The organism is Rummeliibacillus suwonensis (assembly GCF_007896435.1).
Lineage (GTDB): Bacteria > Bacillota > Bacilli > Bacillales_A > Planococcaceae > Rummeliibacillus > Rummeliibacillus suwonensis.
Genome location: NZ_VCBL01000001.1, coordinates 1,732,735 through 1,748,449, shown reverse-complemented (window position 1 = coordinate 1,748,449; position 15,715 = coordinate 1,732,735). Strand labels below are relative to the sequence as shown.

The 15,715-nt window shown below is 35.1% G+C and carries 15 protein-coding genes; 11 read left to right on the top strand and 4 right to left on the bottom strand.

Features of this window, described 5'->3' with window-relative positions; all coding sequences use genetic code 11:
* Position 1: 1 nt before the first annotated feature.
* The 3 genes from rfbA to FEU33_RS08115 all read left to right on the top strand — a co-directional run bounded on the left by rfbA (position 2) and on the right by FEU33_RS08115 (position 3,082).
* A complete protein-coding gene (rfbA, locus tag FEU33_RS08125) occupies positions 2-898 on the top strand; it encodes a glucose-1-phosphate thymidylyltransferase RfbA (RefSeq protein ID WP_146548887.1) in 897 nt (298 codons plus the stop codon).
* 84 nt (positions 899-982) lie between these two features.
* Positions 983-2,029: a dTDP-glucose 4,6-dehydratase gene (rfbB, locus tag FEU33_RS08120; protein WP_146548886.1), complete on the top strand. Its 1,047-nt coding sequence runs from the start codon at positions 983-985 to the stop codon at positions 2,027-2,029.
* Between the two features lie 162 nt (positions 2,030-2,191).
* Positions 2,192-3,082 (top strand): 3-hydroxyacyl-CoA dehydrogenase, encoded by an 891-nt coding sequence (locus FEU33_RS08115; protein ID WP_146548885.1) that lies wholly within the window; start codon positions 2,192-2,194, stop codon positions 3,080-3,082.
* 220 nt (positions 3,083-3,302) lie between these two features.
* Here the strand turns inward: FEU33_RS08115 and FEU33_RS08110 are convergent, their stop codons facing one another.
* From FEU33_RS08110 to FEU33_RS08100, 3 genes are all read right to left on the bottom strand, one after another.
* On the bottom strand, positions 3,303-3,761 hold the full coding sequence (locus tag FEU33_RS08110) for a phosphate-starvation-inducible protein PsiE (protein WP_146548884.1): 459 nt from the start codon (positions 3,759-3,761) through the stop codon (positions 3,303-3,305).
* Between the two features lie 1,143 nt (positions 3,762-4,904).
* A complete protein-coding gene (locus FEU33_RS08105) occupies positions 4,905-6,911 on the bottom strand; it encodes a catalase (protein WP_146548883.1) in 2,007 nt (668 codons plus the stop codon).
* Between the two features lie 509 nt (positions 6,912-7,420).
* Positions 7,421-8,047: an RraA family protein gene (locus FEU33_RS08100; RefSeq protein ID WP_146548882.1), complete on the bottom strand. Its 627-nt coding sequence runs from the start codon at positions 8,045-8,047 to the stop codon at positions 7,421-7,423.
* Between the two features lie 287 nt (positions 8,048-8,334).
* Between FEU33_RS08100 and FEU33_RS08095 the strand changes: the two genes are divergently transcribed.
* Entirely contained in the window at positions 8,335-8,637 is a 303-nt protein-coding gene (locus tag FEU33_RS08095; RefSeq protein ID WP_146548881.1) for a YunC family protein, read from the top strand.
* A gap of 385 nt (positions 8,638-9,022) precedes the next feature.
* Complete coding sequence (locus tag FEU33_RS08090) at positions 9,023-9,568, top strand: superoxide dismutase family protein (protein WP_243881180.1); 546 nt, start codon at positions 9,023-9,025, stop codon at positions 9,566-9,568.
* Between the two features lie 250 nt (positions 9,569-9,818).
* On the opposite strand, the gene FEU33_RS08085 is transcribed toward FEU33_RS08090, so the two are convergent.
* Positions 9,819-11,063: an MFS transporter gene (locus tag FEU33_RS08085; RefSeq protein ID WP_146548879.1), complete on the bottom strand. Its 1,245-nt coding sequence runs from the start codon at positions 11,061-11,063 to the stop codon at positions 9,819-9,821.
* A 617-nt stretch (positions 11,064-11,680) separates the two neighbouring features.
* Here FEU33_RS08085 and FEU33_RS08080 point away from each other — a divergent pair.
* The 6 genes from FEU33_RS08080 to FEU33_RS08055 all read left to right on the top strand — a co-directional run bounded on the left by FEU33_RS08080 (position 11,681) and on the right by FEU33_RS08055 (position 15,715).
* The gene (locus tag FEU33_RS08080) at positions 11,681-12,733 is read left to right on the top strand and encodes an ABC transporter permease (protein WP_146548878.1); all 1,053 of its coding nucleotides are present in this window, start codon (positions 11,681-11,683) and stop codon (positions 12,731-12,733) included.
* Positions 12,733-13,422: an ABC transporter ATP-binding protein gene (locus FEU33_RS08075; RefSeq protein ID WP_146548877.1), complete on the top strand. Its 690-nt coding sequence runs from the start codon at positions 12,733-12,735 to the stop codon at positions 13,420-13,422. The genes FEU33_RS08080 and FEU33_RS08075 overlap by 1 nt, the downstream gene beginning before the upstream one ends.
* Positions 13,423-13,436: 14 nt before the next feature.
* Positions 13,437-13,787 carry a PadR family transcriptional regulator gene (locus FEU33_RS08070; protein ID WP_146548876.1) on the top strand — a complete coding sequence of 117 codons (351 nt, stop codon included), beginning with the start codon at positions 13,437-13,439 and terminating at the stop codon, positions 13,785-13,787.
* Positions 13,780-14,442, top strand: a complete 663-nt coding sequence (locus FEU33_RS08065; RefSeq protein WP_146548875.1) for a permease prefix domain 1-containing protein — start codon at positions 13,780-13,782, stop codon at positions 14,440-14,442. Before FEU33_RS08070 ends, FEU33_RS08065 begins: the two co-directional genes overlap by 8 nt.
* Before the next feature lie 494 nt (positions 14,443-14,936).
* Positions 14,937-15,293, top strand: a complete 357-nt coding sequence (locus FEU33_RS08060; protein ID WP_244950996.1) for a LytTR family DNA-binding domain-containing protein — start codon at positions 14,937-14,939, stop codon at positions 15,291-15,293.
* 2 nt (positions 15,294-15,295) lie between these two features.
* Positions 15,296-15,715 (top strand): DUF3021 domain-containing protein, encoded by a 420-nt coding sequence (locus FEU33_RS08055; RefSeq protein ID WP_146548874.1) that lies wholly within the window; start codon positions 15,296-15,298, stop codon positions 15,713-15,715.

Sequence of the window (15,715 nt, the reverse complement as noted above, 5' to 3'; positions counted from 1 at the left end):
TATGAAAGGAATTATTCTAGCAGGTGGAGCTGGTACAAGATTATATCCTTTGACAAAAGCTGTTTCAAAACAAATGCTTCCTGTCTATGATAAGCCGATGATCTATTATCCATTATCGGTCCTAATGCTCGCAGGGATTAGAGAGATTCTCATTATTTCAACACCTAGAGATATTAATAGTTTTCAAGAATTATTAGGAGATGGAAGTGCACTAGGGATTGAACTATCCTATGAAGTACAAGTGGAGCCGAATGGTTTAGCGGAAGCATTCATTCTTGGGGAGTATTTTATTGGGAATTCGTCCGTTGCATTAATATTGGGAGATAATATTTTTTATGGTTCCGATTTTGGGAATCGTCTACAGGGCGCGTCAACATTAGATAATGGGGGAATTATTTTTGCTTGCTTTGTGAAAGATCCCCGTGCTTATGGAGTGATTGAAATCGATGAACAAAGAAATGCTATATCCATAGAGGAAAAGCCTGAATTTCCGAAATCTTCATATGCAGTTCCGGGGTTATATTTCTTTGATAATGAAGTTGTGAAAATCGCTAAAAATGTTCAACCTTCAGCTCGAGGTGAAAAAGAAATTACATCGATCATTGATCATTATTTAAAGAGAAAGAAACTAAAAGTAGAGGTCCTAGGGCGAGGATTGGCATGGCTAGATACTGGCACACATGATTCTTTACAACAGGCCTCCAGTTACGTGGAGGCGATTCAAAAAAGGCAAGGAATGTATATCGCCTGTATAGAAGAAATTGCATATAGAAGAGGCTATATTTCACAAGAGGAATTATTAGCGCTTGCAAAGCCACTTTTGAAGACGGAGTATGGGCGCTATCTACAAGAAATGGCACTTCAACCATTTGGAAAAAAATATTCGTTTAAAAATTGAGAGAAGAGCATCTTAAAAAATTTTTTGATCATAAAAAACGGTTCAAAACGTTGGTATATCAACATCTATAAAGAGAGGTGAATGGTGCTGTACAAAAAATTACTTGTCACTGGTGGAGCAGGATTTATCGGTGGAAACTTTATACATTATATGGTAGATAAATATCCGGAATATGATATTTTTAATTTGGATATACTAACGTATGCTGGGGATTTAACCAAACATCAACATATTGAGTCGATACCTAATTATCATTTTGTACAAGCTGATGTTGCGGATCGTGATACAATCATCCGATTGTTTGAAAAGGAAAAATTTGATTTTGTTATTCATTTTGCAGCAGAAAGCCATGTAGATCGGTCGATAATAGATCCAGAAATCTTTGTTCATACAAATGTAATGGGAACACAAGTATTATTAGATGCTGCAAAACAAATCAGCGTTAAAAAATTTCTTCATGTATCTACAGATGAGGTATATGGGGCATTAGATGATGATCCCGAAACTTTTTTTACAGAAGATACCGCATTACAGCCGAATAGTCCTTATAGTGCAACGAAGGCATCAGCCGATTTATTCGTTCGTGCTTATCATGAAACGTATGGTTTACCAGTCAATATCACACGTTGTTCTAATAACTATGGACCGTATCATTTCCCTGAGAAGCTTATTCCATTGACAATCACACGCATTTTGAACAATCAAAAGGTTCCGATATATGGAAAGGGAAATCATATTAGAGATTGGTTACATGTATTAGATCATTGCATGGCGATAGATCTGGTATTGCATAGAGGGTTAGATGGAGAAGTTTACAATATCGGTGGTCATAATGAACGAACAAATCTAGACGTGGTGAAGACGATTGCCCAAGCAATGGGGAAGTCAGAAAAGCTTATTGAATTTGTGCCAGATCGATTAGGGCATGATCAACGCTATGCAATTGATCCATCCAAAATAGAGCGCCTTGGTTGGAAACCGGCATACACTTTTGAAAAAGGGATCATACAAACCATTGCTTGGTATATGGAGCACCAAGAGTGGTGGAAACAAATGATGAATCGTCCGGATCATCATGATTTTAATAGACAAGATTCGAGGCTATCGAGCATATGCAAAAACTCTTTTTAAAAGAAAAATAGGTTGGATCTATTTGCAAAAAGGCATTACATTATGATCATAGCTGAACCTTTTCACAAAAGTTAGTAATCACTTACTTATTTGTTGACTTTTGAATAGAATCGTTGCCATAATAGGCATGTAATGATTAACATTCAAAAGGAGATTGTGCATATGAGTTTCAAAAATATTACAGTTGCAGGTAGTGGCGTACTAGGAAGTCAAATTGCTTTTCAAACAGCTTTTCATGGTTATAATGTAAGCGTTTATGATATTAATGATGCAGCATTAGAAAAAGCAAAAGAACGTTTGACGATTTTAAAAGATACTTATGCAAATTATTTCAAAGATGAAGAAAAGGCAGCAGCGGCGCTAGAACGCTTTACTTTTAGTTCAAGCTTAAAAGAGGCTGTAAAAGATGCAGATTTAGTTATTGAAGCGATTCCTGAATTAGAAGAAATCAAAATCAATTTTTATAAGGAATTAGCAACATTTGCACCAGGAAAAACTGTGTTTGCATCGAACTCGTCTACAATGGTACCTAGCCAATTTGCAAAATACACAGGTCGTCCTGAAAAATTCTTAGCACTTCACTTTGCAAACGAAGTATGGAAAAACAACACTGCTGAAGTAATGGGTCATCCAGGAACGGACAAGCAATATGAAGAGCAAGTCATTGAATTTGCAAAATCTATTGGTATGATCCCTCTTCATATCTTAAAAGAACAACCTGGTTATATTTTAAATTCTTTATTAGTACCATTTTTAAACGCTGGTCAAGTATTACTTGCCAAAGGTGTGGCTGATCCAGAAACAATCGATAAAACATGGATGCTTGCTACAGGAGCTCCACTTGGACCATTCGCCATTCTTGATGTCGTTGGACTTCAAACTGCATACAATATTGTTGCAACAGAAGCAAAACAAAACCCTGCTGCACAACCAATAGCTGATTTACTAAAGAAAGAGTACATTGACAAAGGAAAAATGGGTAGAGCTACTGGAGAAGGCTTCTACAAATATCCAAATCCATCATTCTTAGATCCAGATTTCTTAAAAGCATAGGAAAAACCTAAAGGGTTGGAGGAGAGTTATCATCAAAAGGTAACTCTCTTTTTTAGTACATAATCATCTAAAAATTATTTCTCAGGAAATATTTTTTAAAAATTCAGAAAAATGATGTAATTTGTCAGAAACAAGAAAACCATGTCGGAATCAGTGTAGCTAAATGGTCAATAATCCTTTTATAGTGGAGAAATAATTTTGATTCTAATAAAGAATACATTTATTTTTCCTTTGGTTGCTTGTACCAGAAGCTTTTAGGGCGCTCTAATGGCGTAATATTAATGATAAAGTAACTAATGACTAAAAATAAAATGACAATTGCATAGAGTAGCATACTTTTGGGGTTGGAATGATCAATAATAACAAGACGAATCATGGCAGTAATGCCAATATAGATGAAATAGCGAAGTGGAAAGTGATAATCCTCTTTAAAGTATTTCACAATCATCGTGATGAACTCAAAGTAGAGAAAGAAGATTAAAATATTTGCTAAGAAAACTTCATGTTCATAAGATGTTTTGTAGTGGCTAAATAAAATGTTGGAAAACACAATCATCTCCTGAAACATAAGAAAAACTAAAAAAAGAGCGAGAATGATTAAACAAATATTAAGGAATAGTTGTAATATTCTTGGGATAATCGTTTGGATCATATATAATAAACGTTTTATTTTTTCCATCTCAGCGCACCTCCCATTTATTTTCTATCATAAAGTATATATTTTCCTTTATAAGGAAATGTTAATTTTATGTAATTTTAATAGAATTTTCGATAATGATACATTTTATTTTCCCTAAAAGAAGAAAAATTTATACAGGTTGAAATGATAAAATATGGGTATATTTAGTCGTATGAATTTGAAATGTTTTGATTCGTATAGTTTTCTACTTTTTTCAATATAACTTTGGTTAGTGGGTACATAATTTATAACAATGCCGAGGATAGCCTCCCATTTCAGGTTGTGTGATTGGCTAGTAGGTAATACCATTACTAGTATATTAGATTTGGATGTTTGAAATGACATTTGTATGTGTTTGTCACAATTCTGGATGAACTAAAAGAAATAACTCATCTTTGAGCTGAAAACTTAGATGAGTTAAATTATTGTATTTATGGGGTTTAAATATACAAACAACTATTATATGTTTTAATTTTTAATATACGTTGAAATTGTCTATATTGCAAGTTAGAGCCTAATTAAAATAGGAAAATCCAGACGTGTTGATTATCCAATTATATCCATAAAAATATTAGGTATTCGTTGATTTCCGCTACGGCTTGCTCGCTTTCCTGCGGGCGAACGCTGAGCCGCTTCGGGGCAACAGGATGTTGGTCACGGAATCGTTGCCACAGGACGTGGCGTTCCTAGATTCCGTTCATTAAATCGTTCCGTGCAGGGTCTCATCTGCTCGCTTTTCCCGCTGGAGTCGAGCAAGCCTTCACTCCAATCTACATAAATGGAGCTAAAAATACAGCATTTTTTAAAATGGTACCAAATATTTATCCTAGTTTTTTCCTAATTAACATGCCTGAGGAAAATCATTTTATTTTTACATAAGTGAATCAATTTTATCCATCACTTTTTCTTAAAAATCATAAATCGTGTTTTTATATCATTCTAGCATTGAATTTATGAAAAACATGATCATTTTGGTCTTAGCATGGATTCAGGAGGATCTTATTTTCAAGGTTATCTATGTTAAAACTGACAGGTTGTTTAGGAGAGAGTTGGGATTTAACACATAAACACAGTGGGGGATATAGAAAACCCACACTGTGTAAGTCCCATTTTGTAAAACTTATTGAAGATTCTGCTTAGAAATTATAATTTTCGATCCCAAAAACGACCAATGGCAATGCCTTCTATAAATTGTTCAATGGTTGAGTTTGTTAAATCGAATATACCATCAGCCTCTAATTTGACGCTGCTACTTTTTAGGAAATCTGGATGACTGAGAGATAATGCGATTGGCTTGAAATGTTTAAACGCTGTTTCGATAAATTCTATCGCTGGTTTTGCGATCGCGCCTTCATTACCAATCAGTAAAACGGCATCAAAAAGAACTGGATCGGCAATCTCGTATGTTTCCTTAGTTTCCCCCGTATTATTGGAGGGCTGAATTTTTTTCTCAACAAGCGTGTAGTTGATCTTATGTTCTAATAAAGCCATTATCCATTTTCTTAGTTTTTTCTCATCTGGTTGCCCGGTTAGTAAGATAGCTACTTTCTTTGTATTCGTTTTGTAAATCGTATTTGCCATACTAAGGGCAGGAGATTTTTTAGTGGAGGTGATTTCGTGATTTTCTTCAGGTAGTAGAATACCGATCGTATCAGCCACTTCCTCAGCTATTTGTCGATCAATATGATTTAAAATGGCTACTGCATTTGTTTGGACCATTGGCGATTTACATTTTCCGATTTCAAAGCTAAGTGCACTTTTTAAATGCCTTTTTTCATGAGGAGCAAGAGAATTATAGAATAATTTTGCTTGTGAGTAGAAATCCAAGAAACTTTCACTGCGCCCTCTAATTTTTTGACCTTCCACTTTTTCTTGATAATGTTCATATCCGCCTTGATCTGCTGGTATTGGAGCAGGTTGATTATGATTTAAAGCATTTGAATGATAACTTGTTTGACCTTTATGGATCACCATTTGATGTATTCCATCACGTTGATTATTAGTGAATGGACATACAGGTCGGTTGATAGGAATTTGATGAAAGTTTGGACCTCCAAGACGTGAAAGTTGAGTATCCGTGTACGAAAACAAGCGACCTTGTAAAAGTGGATCATTTGTAAAATCAATTCCTGGCACAACATGTCCAGGATGGAAAGCAATTTGTTCTGTTTCTGCGAAGAAATTATCCACATTTCGATTTAAAGTTAATTTACCCACTATTTTGACAGGAACATCTTCTTCAGGCCATAATTTTGTTGCATCTAAAATATCGAAATCGAATTGATGCTCGTTTTCTTCAGGAATAATTTGTAAACCTAGCTCCCATTCCGGGTATTCTCCTTGGTTAATAGCGTCGTACAAATCCTGACGATGAAAGTCTGGATTTTTCCCCGCAATTCGCTGAGCTTCATCCCAAACTAAGGAATGCAAGCCAAGTTTAGGTTTCCAATGGAATTTGACAAAATGTGCTGTGCCTTCAGCATTGATTAGACGAAAAGTATGGACGCCAAAGCCTTCCATCATCCTTAAGCTTCGAGGGATTGCACGATCACTCATAATCCACATAACCATATGGGCTGTTTCTGGGTTCTGCCCGACAAAGTCCCAAAAGGTATCATGAGCGCTCGCACCTTGAGGAATATCTGTATCTGGTTCAGGTTTCACTGCATGTACAAAATCAGGGAATTTAATGGCATCTTGGATAAAGAAAACAGGAATATTATTGCCAACCAAATCAAAGTTTCCTTCATCTGTGTAAAATTTTGTTGCAAATCCACGTACATCTCGAACTGTATCCGCTGATCCTTTAGATCCTTGTACTGTTGAAAAACGTACAAAGACAGGTGTTATTTTAGAGGTGTTTGTCAGAAAATCCGCCTTTGTATAATCTTTTAATGATTCGTAAAGCTGAAAAATACCATGGGCACCAACACCACGAGCGTGAACAATACGTTCTGGAATTCGCTCATGATCAAAATGCGTTATTTTTTCCCGAAAATGAAAGTCTTCCATTAATGTTGGACCACGTAAACTAGCTTTTAAAGAAAAAGCATCTTCAGTCATTTTTAACCCTTGATTGGTTGTCAACGGAGCTGTGTTTTCGTTGTTGATGGTGTGTTTTTTTAATTGCTCATCTTTTTTGTTGGTCATATAGATTCCCTCCAATTTATCGTTATAGTCTATCTATTTCCTTTTTTATTGGTCATAAAACATTTTGTGGTTATAAATTATGTGTCGAAAAAATGTATATATAGGATTATTTGAATGAATCATTTGTTTATCTCATATTGATAAGGAGATCTCGATATTAAGATTCAGCCAAAAGGGAAAAACTGATTGATACAAATAAAAAACACCCAATACAGGATGAAGGAAATCTTGTATTGGGTGAAGCTTCATTTTATTTCTTATTTTTCAATAGTCACAATTCAAACTTTTTTATAAGGTTTACTCTGAGAAAGGCTGTTTCTATGTTTCTATACATTTCAAATAAGGCCAATCATTAGAAAAAAAGAACCAATCTGAACTGACTCCAAGTATTCATTCATCCCTGAAAATGGGTGTACAGTTTATGAATTGATGGTTCTTTTTCATACTAAAACATTTATTAACTTGTCATATATTTGCATTCTTTAGATCAGTAAAGAATGTTAAAAAGGTTAAGCCTTTTCTTTTCCTATCGCTTGATCTAAATAGGCTATGATATTCTCTTTTCCATTAGCAACAGCTAAAGCGCGTGCCTCATCTTTTGCCAGCTTGTTTTGCGCCTTCTGAATGACTTCTTTGACCTGAGATTGAGGAATGACAACAACTCCATCAGTATCTCCTACGATAAAATCACCTGGCTGCACACTAATTCCACCGACTGCAACCGGCACCTGTATCATACCGCCACCAAATTTATTCCCAGCAGCTACCGTTGTTCCTAGACTGAAAACAGGAAAGTTTAAATCACGGATTGCTTGAATATCTCGAATAACGCCATCTACAACAAGCCCTTGAATTTCCATTCCCTTCATCAATGAGACAACAAAATCTCCAGCAACAGCTCGATTTGTATCGCCTTTTGCATCAACAACTAAAATAGATCCAGGTTGTGCTATTCGAATTGCTTCTAACAAAGCACCATTTTCTCCAATAGGTAATCGCACAGTAACCGCACGACCTGCAATATGATATTGATCCTTTAATGGTTTAATCGCAGCATTCACATTCGTAGTACCAGCTAGCGCATCAGAAATCGCTGTAGTAGGTAGAGTATGTAATAATTCTTCAAAATTGGACATATCTAAATCCCCCCTCAAGGCATATATGACCTATTCTAATGGAATTAGGTGTTATATAACAATATAATTCGGATAAAATAGAGAATTTGGATGTTAAAAGGTGATTTTTGAAGGATGAATGCAGTTTCATATGTAATACAAAGTTCTGTTATATGTTAATTTTGACTTTCAGTTGGTCCCATTTTAACAGAGCATCATAAGATTTCGGTCCTAGTCTTCGTGCAAACGAAAATTTAATTGAACCATTTCCGCCCAGCTCCATATGTATATATTAAGGAGGATGAGAGATGGTTGCAACCGAGACATTCATTATTCAGGGATATTCGTTCACGGCTGTTTCTGTTTTTTTGCCTAAAACAACATTGCTGACAATTTCAAATGACAAGGGGTACATTATGTGTGGTGCATTAGATGTAGAGCTTTTAAATACGAGGTTAGCAGATCGAAAAATTATTGCAGGTAGGGCTGTTGGGGTCAAAACGATTGAGGATTTGCTTTATGCACCGCTTGAGTCTGTCACTTTGGAAGCAGAAAAAATCGGTATTACAAAAGGCATGATCGGGGAAGAAGCTTTGTTAAAGATGATTTGATGGAATTTTCAAAACGATGAGAAAGAAATGCACTTATATTTATTCATTTTATCTTGTATTGATTAGAAAATGAATAGTTAGTTGCCATCCTTATTTTAAATTGTTGATACGATCCTTTATATAGTTTCGCTACAAATTGCTCAACTTTCTCGAGAAACCCAACTATCCAAAATGAAAATCAGTGGATGAGGATCATTTTGGTGGTTAAAAAAGTGAATCAATATGTTATCTTACCTGAAAAGGCGCATTCTACAAAGGATGCGTTTTTTTACTTGGGAGAATGCATTTCTTTTCTACGGGGAATAAACTAGATAAGAATTTGAAATGATTAAATCGTATAATTTTTGCACATTCTGAAAAAAAGGAGTGTTGCTACGTGAAAAAAATGTTTTTATTAATAGCGACAATTAGTCTAATTGCAGGTTGTTCAGCAATGAAAGAGGACAAAGAAATGACACCTGTAACTAGTGAAAAAAGTTTGACCGCAAAAGCAAAATTTATCAATACAGAAGGTAAAGATATAGGAGTAGCGAATTTAACGCAGACTGAAACGGGGGTAAAAATTGATATAAAGTTACATGATCTAACTCCTGGCGAGCATGGTATTCATATTCATGAAGCAGGGGTATGCGAAAAGCCAACATTTGAATCGGCAGGTGCCCATTTGAATCCTGCTCATAAGCAACATGGGTATTATAATCCAAAAGGTTATCATTTAGGCGATTTACCGAACTTACAAGTTGAATCAGATGGGACAGTAGATGCACAATTTATATCAAAGGATTTTACTCTTGAAACAGGAGTAGATAATTCCCTTTTTGATTCGAATGGAAATGCTTTTATCATCCATCAAGATAAAGATGATTACAAAACAGATCCTAGCGGCAATTCAGGCGCACGTATTGCATGTGGTGTAATTGAAAAATCATAAATAGGGTATGTCGAAAAGTACAATTCAGCCAATTTGAATTGTACTTTTTTAATAGTTGTTTTCTGCTCTAGGAGTTCACTTCCTTTTGATGTGAGCAGCTACTTATTGTAAGACTAAAGGCTTCTTCATCTTTTTCGCAAAGAACAAGTAATTTCACATTTTAATTCATTAAAATGAAGTGTAAAATATGAACTTTTTGACGATTATATATAATTATCCTGTTTTTTCTATAATAAATATGTTGATGTAATTATCCTTCAGTAATTTTAGGCTTTCCGGCTTCCATTAATACTTTACTTCCAACTAAGAAAAATCCAAGTATAAATATTAGAATGCCAGTCCCGATCAGCATCCATTCAATTTTTATATAGTCTGCTAAAGGTCCAAAAATCAACATTCCAAGTGGCATCATAGAAGTTGAAATCATACTCATCACGCCAAACACACGACCAAGATAATCGCCCTCCACTTTTTCTTGCAAAAGTACGATGGAAGGTGTATTGAAAAATGGCATAGCTATCCCGCATAATCCCATGAATAAGAGATAAATCCAAAAGAAAGGAACAACACCAAGTAAAAAGGTGCATAAACCCATCAACAAACTAGCCAGCATCATCGTATGAATTTTATTTTTAAAACCCTCCCAAACAGCAATGATAATACCACCGATTAACATTCCCAATGCAAAGGCAACTTCAATAGCAGTAAGACGCCAAACATTATTGCCAAAACTTCGTGTCACTTGAAGTGGGGTTAAAAAAGCAACAGGAGCTGCTAACACCATGAAAATAGCACAGAATGTAAAAAACTTTTTGATAAAATCGTGATGCTTGATGTAAGTAAAACCTTCTGTTAAATCGAGGAAATAGCTAGTTGTCTGTTTTTGTGCTGCTTTTGTGTGAGATTGAATGGGTACAAATATCACTAAGATCAAAATACCAATGGCAGCAGTAAGAACATCAATCAGGAAAATGTACTCTATAGGAGTAGTCGCCAATAATGCACCACTAATCATTGGGGAGATGAGCATAATTAGTGATTGGATACTTCCATTTACACCATTAATTTTGGTTAGATTTTCTTCTGGGACTAGCTGAGGAAGAACCGCATTAACAGCAGGTGTTTGAATGCCTGTTCCGATTGCACGAATTGCTGAAGTAACAAAAAGTAGCCAAATTTCACCATAGCCCATAAAGAACAAAATGGCCAACAATAGCGTGGACAGGGCAATCGAGGCATCTGATAAAATGATCAAAAATTTACGATTATAACGATCAGCCCATACACCTGCGATTGGGGAAAGTATAAAAGTCGGGACGAATCCGCATAGAATCGAAATCGTCATCATCATACCTGACTGTGTATGGATGGTAATATACCATGTGATGGCATATTGTACTAAAGATGAACCAAAAAGTGAGATGGTTTGACTACTTAGAAAGAGAATAATGTTTCTCTTCCAGCTTTCAAAAGAAAATGTATTGGTTTGTGGCATGTAGATACTTCCTTTTCTGTTTCTTAATATAGTATTTCTGTCGCAAGAGCAAGTGAGCTAGGCTGTTGTTTTAGAGAAATTATTGAATATAGATAAAAATGTATCTATGTACAATAAAAAGAGGGTAGACTCATCGTCACCCTCTTTTTTACGTTCGCATCAATTGAAAATTTCACTAAAAGGCAGACCAATCTTTTTACTCCACACAATGAGCAGAGCTTTGAACATATTAAATTATTGATTCAAAGTTTGGAAACGTAGTCTAATAGATGCTGTGATAGCGAAAACTTCAATATTAGTAAATTAAATATATTTTAACATGTCCATTTAAGGTATATCAATCAATAGGCGATTTATCTCCATAACTTGTGATCGACTACATTTTGAACAGTGAAATTTCTTTTTAATTAACTGTACACATAGCCTGCCTTGCCTTTATAAATGACAAACATGACCTTTTTGATGAAGAAGGGACTCACTAATCGTGAAAATAACCATAATTACCAACCTTTATTTTTGTTACATAAAACATTTTGATAAAAAGTACTTTTCAACACATAGTAATTTGTGTTAAAATATATTTACAATTTAAAACAGTAAATGAAGAGGGTGAAAGAATGTTTTTAGCATTACGCGAATTAAAACAAGCAAAACTACGTTATTTTCTAGTTTGTGCGATTATGGTCGCTATTTTATTTCTTGTATTCTTTATTACAGGTTTAGCGAAGGGACTATCCCATGCAGATAGTTCATCACTTCAAAGCCTAAAAGCGGATTACATAGTGACGAACAAGGAGGCGGACGGTGTTTTAGTAAAATCTGAATTAACACCAAAAGAAGTGAAACAAATACAAAAAGAAGTAAATGCACATGCCACTCCGATTAAAATGTATATGTCTAGTATCCAGCAGCAAAACAAAAATGACTTAGATATCATGTATTTTGCAGTAGATACCAAAGAATATGGGAATTTGAAAATCATAGAAGGAAAACAAATTCATGATTTAAAAACAAACGAGGTCATTGTTGATCAAAGTATGAAACAACAAGGATATAAATTGAATGATACATTGGAAGACAAAAATTCAAAAAAAGAATATAAGATTGCTGGATTTACGAAAGACAACACGTATTCATTTGCACCGATCATATTTATAAGTAACAAAAACTTAAACAAACCACAACAAATATACAATGCCGTTCTTTATAGTGGGAAGAAAGTAGATGTCGATCACTTTGCAACATTTTCAAGAGAAGAAACCGTAAAAGCGATGCCGGGTTATAAAGAAACGCAAGGATCATTTACAATGATGAAAGTATTTTTATTTATCATTGCCGCCTTTGTATCTAGTGTATTTTTCTACATTCTTACCATTCAAAAGAGTCATCAATTTGGTGTATTAAAAGCCATTGGAGCAAAATCATGGTACATTGCAAAAGGTATTTTGATACAAGTTGCGATACTGACGGTTTTAGGGTGGGGAATAGGTACTTTAGGTATTTATGGGATTAAATCTATATTGCCTAACACCATGCCATTTGTATTACCTTTCAAATTAATCTTGGCAACAGGAGTTGTTTTTTTGAGCTTAAATATCATTGGTTCGATGTTGTCAGTATTTAAAGTTATAAAAGCAGATGCGCTAGAAGCAATTGGGAGGGTTGAATAATGCCAGCAGAAACCATTTTAGAGGTAAAAAATATTTCAAAATCATTTAAGGATGGTCATTCTACTATCGAGGTCTTGAAAGATATAACCTTTTCTATTCAAAAAGGTGAATTTGTAGCCATTTTAGGACCATCTGGATCTGGTAAAAGTACATTATTATCCATTATCGGAGCGCTCCTGACACCATCACAGGGACATGTCAATATAGAAAATGATACGATAACAAACTATAATTCAAAGCAATTGACAAAAGTTCGTGCCCAAAGAATAGGATTTATCTTTCAATCTGCCAATCTTATTCCTTATTTAACGGTACAAGATCAGCTTTTACTTATTCAAAACATGGCAAAGGGAAAACGCCGTTCAAGTGACAAAAAAAGCCTAGAATTACTAGAGAATTTAGGATTATCCCATCATAGAAACAGTTATCCTCGCTCATTATCAGGTGGTGAAAAACAAAGAGTGGCCATTGCGAGAGCTCTTATGAATGATGCCAATCTTATTTTAGCAGATGAGCCAACTGCAAGTTTAGATTCGGAAAAAGGAAGAAATGTTGTAGAAATGATTGCATGTGAAGTGAGAAATCGACAAAAAGCTGCCATCATGGTCACACATGATCATCGAATGATTGATCTATGTGATCGTGTATTTTATATGCAAGATGGGACATTGGTTGAAAACAGCAAATAACTGGAGGAAATAAAATGGAAGAATCCATTTCAAAGGAGATCATTAGGGGGCATACTGCGACCATTATTTTAAATATTCTTAGCCAGGGAGATAGTTATGGCTATGAGATTTATAAGCATATTCTGGTTCTCAGTGAAAATCGGTATGAGTTAAAAGAGGCTACATTGTATACCGTATTTAAAAGGCTTGAAAAAGAAGGATCGATTGAGTCGTATTGGGGAGATGAAACCCAAGGAGGACGAAGAAAATATTACCGCATCACGGATAGTGGAAAGAGAGTGCTTGAAGAACATCGGAGATCATGGAGATTTGCAAAAGAAATCATTGAAATTCTAATTAATGGGGAGATCAAGGAGAATGAGTAATAGTCAATTAAATCAACTCATAGAAAAGAAGCTAGATTCACTTTTTTCAAAATATCCATCCACTCAGGAAACTTTTGAGATGAAGGAAGAACTATTCGTCAATATACGCGAACATGCGAAGGATCATATTAAAACAGGAGCAGATATGGAAACGGCTATAGAACTTGCCTTTGATGCATTGGGGAATATCGATGATATGATGAACGAATTGAATGGAGCGATGCAGGTGAAGCAAAAACTTTCTGGAAAAAGGCGCCATCTATTCTCAACTATAGGGATACTATTGGGGCTTGCGTTCACTTTATTTGGTTTATTTATCAGCTCGACTGTTGGTTTTATGCCGAATGGACAGCTGCATGATAATAAGTTGGCGGCTGTCACAGGATCCACCATTTTCATTGTTATTGGTGTTTCAGTCCTTGTATTTAGTGTATTGATCCGTGAAACAGATAAAAAATATGGTATGAACGTTTATCGAGCATTGTTTTATACATTGAGTTTTGCTCTCATTCTATTCGGTGTTTTTGTTGGTTTTTCATCATGGGGGGCTACAAATGAGGTGTTTATAGGTATAAGTTCTTCGATGGTCTTTATGTGTACAGGGATTGTTCTTTTAGTCGGCATGCAACTTACTGGATATAGCCGATTGAAGTAATTTTTAGCGGATATTTTTATGCTCCAGTTTCAGACGTGATGATTATCCGATTTTGCACATAAAACAGGGAGAGTTCGTTGATTTCCGCTACGGCATGCTCGCTTTCCTCATGCAGTGTCCCACTCAGAGATGCTTATTCGGAGTTTTGTGAGAAAGTGAGAGCTTGAGATTTTACAAGTATAAAGATGCTAGGGCACTAATCATTTATTTGGAACAGACATCAACTATTAAAATACAATTCAGTTTGGAGGCTGAATTGTATTTTTTTATTCCATTTAAATGCGCTATTGTCACTTATCTTCCAAAATAGACTTCTTACCCACAATTTTTAACCACTTATTAAAAAAGTAAGAACATCTAAATTTTTCTATGCTATATTCTTATTGAGGAAAGGGGATCTGTGGATGAAAGTTCAGGTGACGATAGATGATTAGTATCAAGAAATTGAAGTTCACATAAATGCACGAAGCTTTGATGAAGAAGTAGAACAACTGATGAAACAGCTTCAAATGCCGATGACCAATGTGATTGATGGCTATGTTGATCAAGAAATTCGTATGTTGAAAGTTTCAGAGATTTATACCGTGTATGTGGAAGATGGAAAAGTATATTTTCAAACGGACGAAGAAGAGTATCAATCGAAAAAGAAATTATATGAAATAGAAGAGTTATTTACTCAAAAGTTCTCAAGAGTCAATAAGTCCACATTGGTCAACGTGGATCACATACGTTCTTTTCAACTGGATATACTTGGCACAACCGCATTGATTTTGCATAATGGAACGACCGTGCATGTAAGCCGCAAATATTTAAAAGATTTGAAGAAAAAACTGGGGATAGGGAGGGAGTAACGATGAAGAAAGCTTTAGAATCGACTTTAATTGGTTTCCTCATTAGTCTTAGTATCTCCTATATTATGGTGACGATCAGTGTGTTGGTTGAAAATGCTTCCATTACAGGGCAGCAACTATTAGAGCAGCTAGTTGTAGCCGCTATTCTTGGGATAGCTATCGGAATTTGTATGTTGATCTATCATATTGAACGAGTCCCTTTTGCAGTACAAATCATTATTCACTTTTTGCTGGTTACTATTTTTGTCGGTATCGCTGGATATTTTGGCCATTGGTTTGATTATGATAATGCCTGGTCATTTGTAAGTGTCTTTTTCACCGAATTAATGATCTATGCTGTACTTTGGACTTATTTTTATAGAAAAGCAAAGCATGATATAAGTGAGATGAATCAATTGCTTCAAAAAAGAAAGGAGATGTAA

What these genes read in the sequence shown, in the direction of transcription:
- FEU33_RS08075 (WP_146548877.1), top strand. Translation starts at nt 12,733, where the DNA reads ATGCCAGCAGAAACCATTTTAGAGGTAAAAAATATTTCAAAATCATTT.
- FEU33_RS08070 (WP_146548876.1), top strand. Translation starts at nt 13,437, where the DNA reads ATGGAAGAATCCATTTCAAAGGAGATCATTAGGGGGCATACTGCGACC.
- FEU33_RS08055 (WP_146548874.1), top strand. Translation starts at nt 15,296, where the DNA reads ATGAAGAAAGCTTTAGAATCGACTTTAATTGGTTTCCTCATTAGTCTT.
- FEU33_RS08095 (WP_146548881.1), top strand. Translation starts at nt 8,335, where the DNA reads ATGGTTGCAACCGAGACATTCATTATTCAGGGATATTCGTTCACGGCT.
- FEU33_RS08100 (WP_146548882.1), bottom strand. Translation starts at nt 8,047, where the DNA reads ATGTCCAATTTTGAAGAATTATTACATACTCTACCTACTACAGCGATT.
- FEU33_RS08110 (WP_146548884.1), bottom strand. Translation starts at nt 3,761, where the DNA reads ATGGAAAAAATAAAACGTTTATTATATATGATCCAAACGATTATCCCA.
- FEU33_RS08105 (WP_146548883.1), bottom strand. Translation starts at nt 6,911, where the DNA reads ATGACCAACAAAAAAGATGAGCAATTAAAAAAACACACCATCAACAAC.
- FEU33_RS08060 (WP_244950996.1), top strand. Translation starts at nt 14,937, where the DNA reads ATGAAACAGCTTCAAATGCCGATGACCAATGTGATTGATGGCTATGTT.
- FEU33_RS08065 (WP_146548875.1), top strand. Translation starts at nt 13,780, where the DNA reads ATGAGTAATAGTCAATTAAATCAACTCATAGAAAAGAAGCTAGATTCA.
- rfbA (WP_146548887.1), top strand. Translation starts at nt 2, where the DNA reads ATGAAAGGAATTATTCTAGCAGGTGGAGCTGGTACAAGATTATATCCT.
- FEU33_RS08090 (WP_243881180.1), top strand. Translation starts at nt 9,023, where the DNA reads ATGTTTTTATTAATAGCGACAATTAGTCTAATTGCAGGTTGTTCAGCA.
- FEU33_RS08085 (WP_146548879.1), bottom strand. Translation starts at nt 11,063, where the DNA reads ATGCCACAAACCAATACATTTTCTTTTGAAAGCTGGAAGAGAAACATT.
- FEU33_RS08115 (WP_146548885.1), top strand. Translation starts at nt 2,192, where the DNA reads ATGAGTTTCAAAAATATTACAGTTGCAGGTAGTGGCGTACTAGGAAGT.
- FEU33_RS08080 (WP_146548878.1), top strand. Translation starts at nt 11,681, where the DNA reads ATGTTTTTAGCATTACGCGAATTAAAACAAGCAAAACTACGTTATTTT.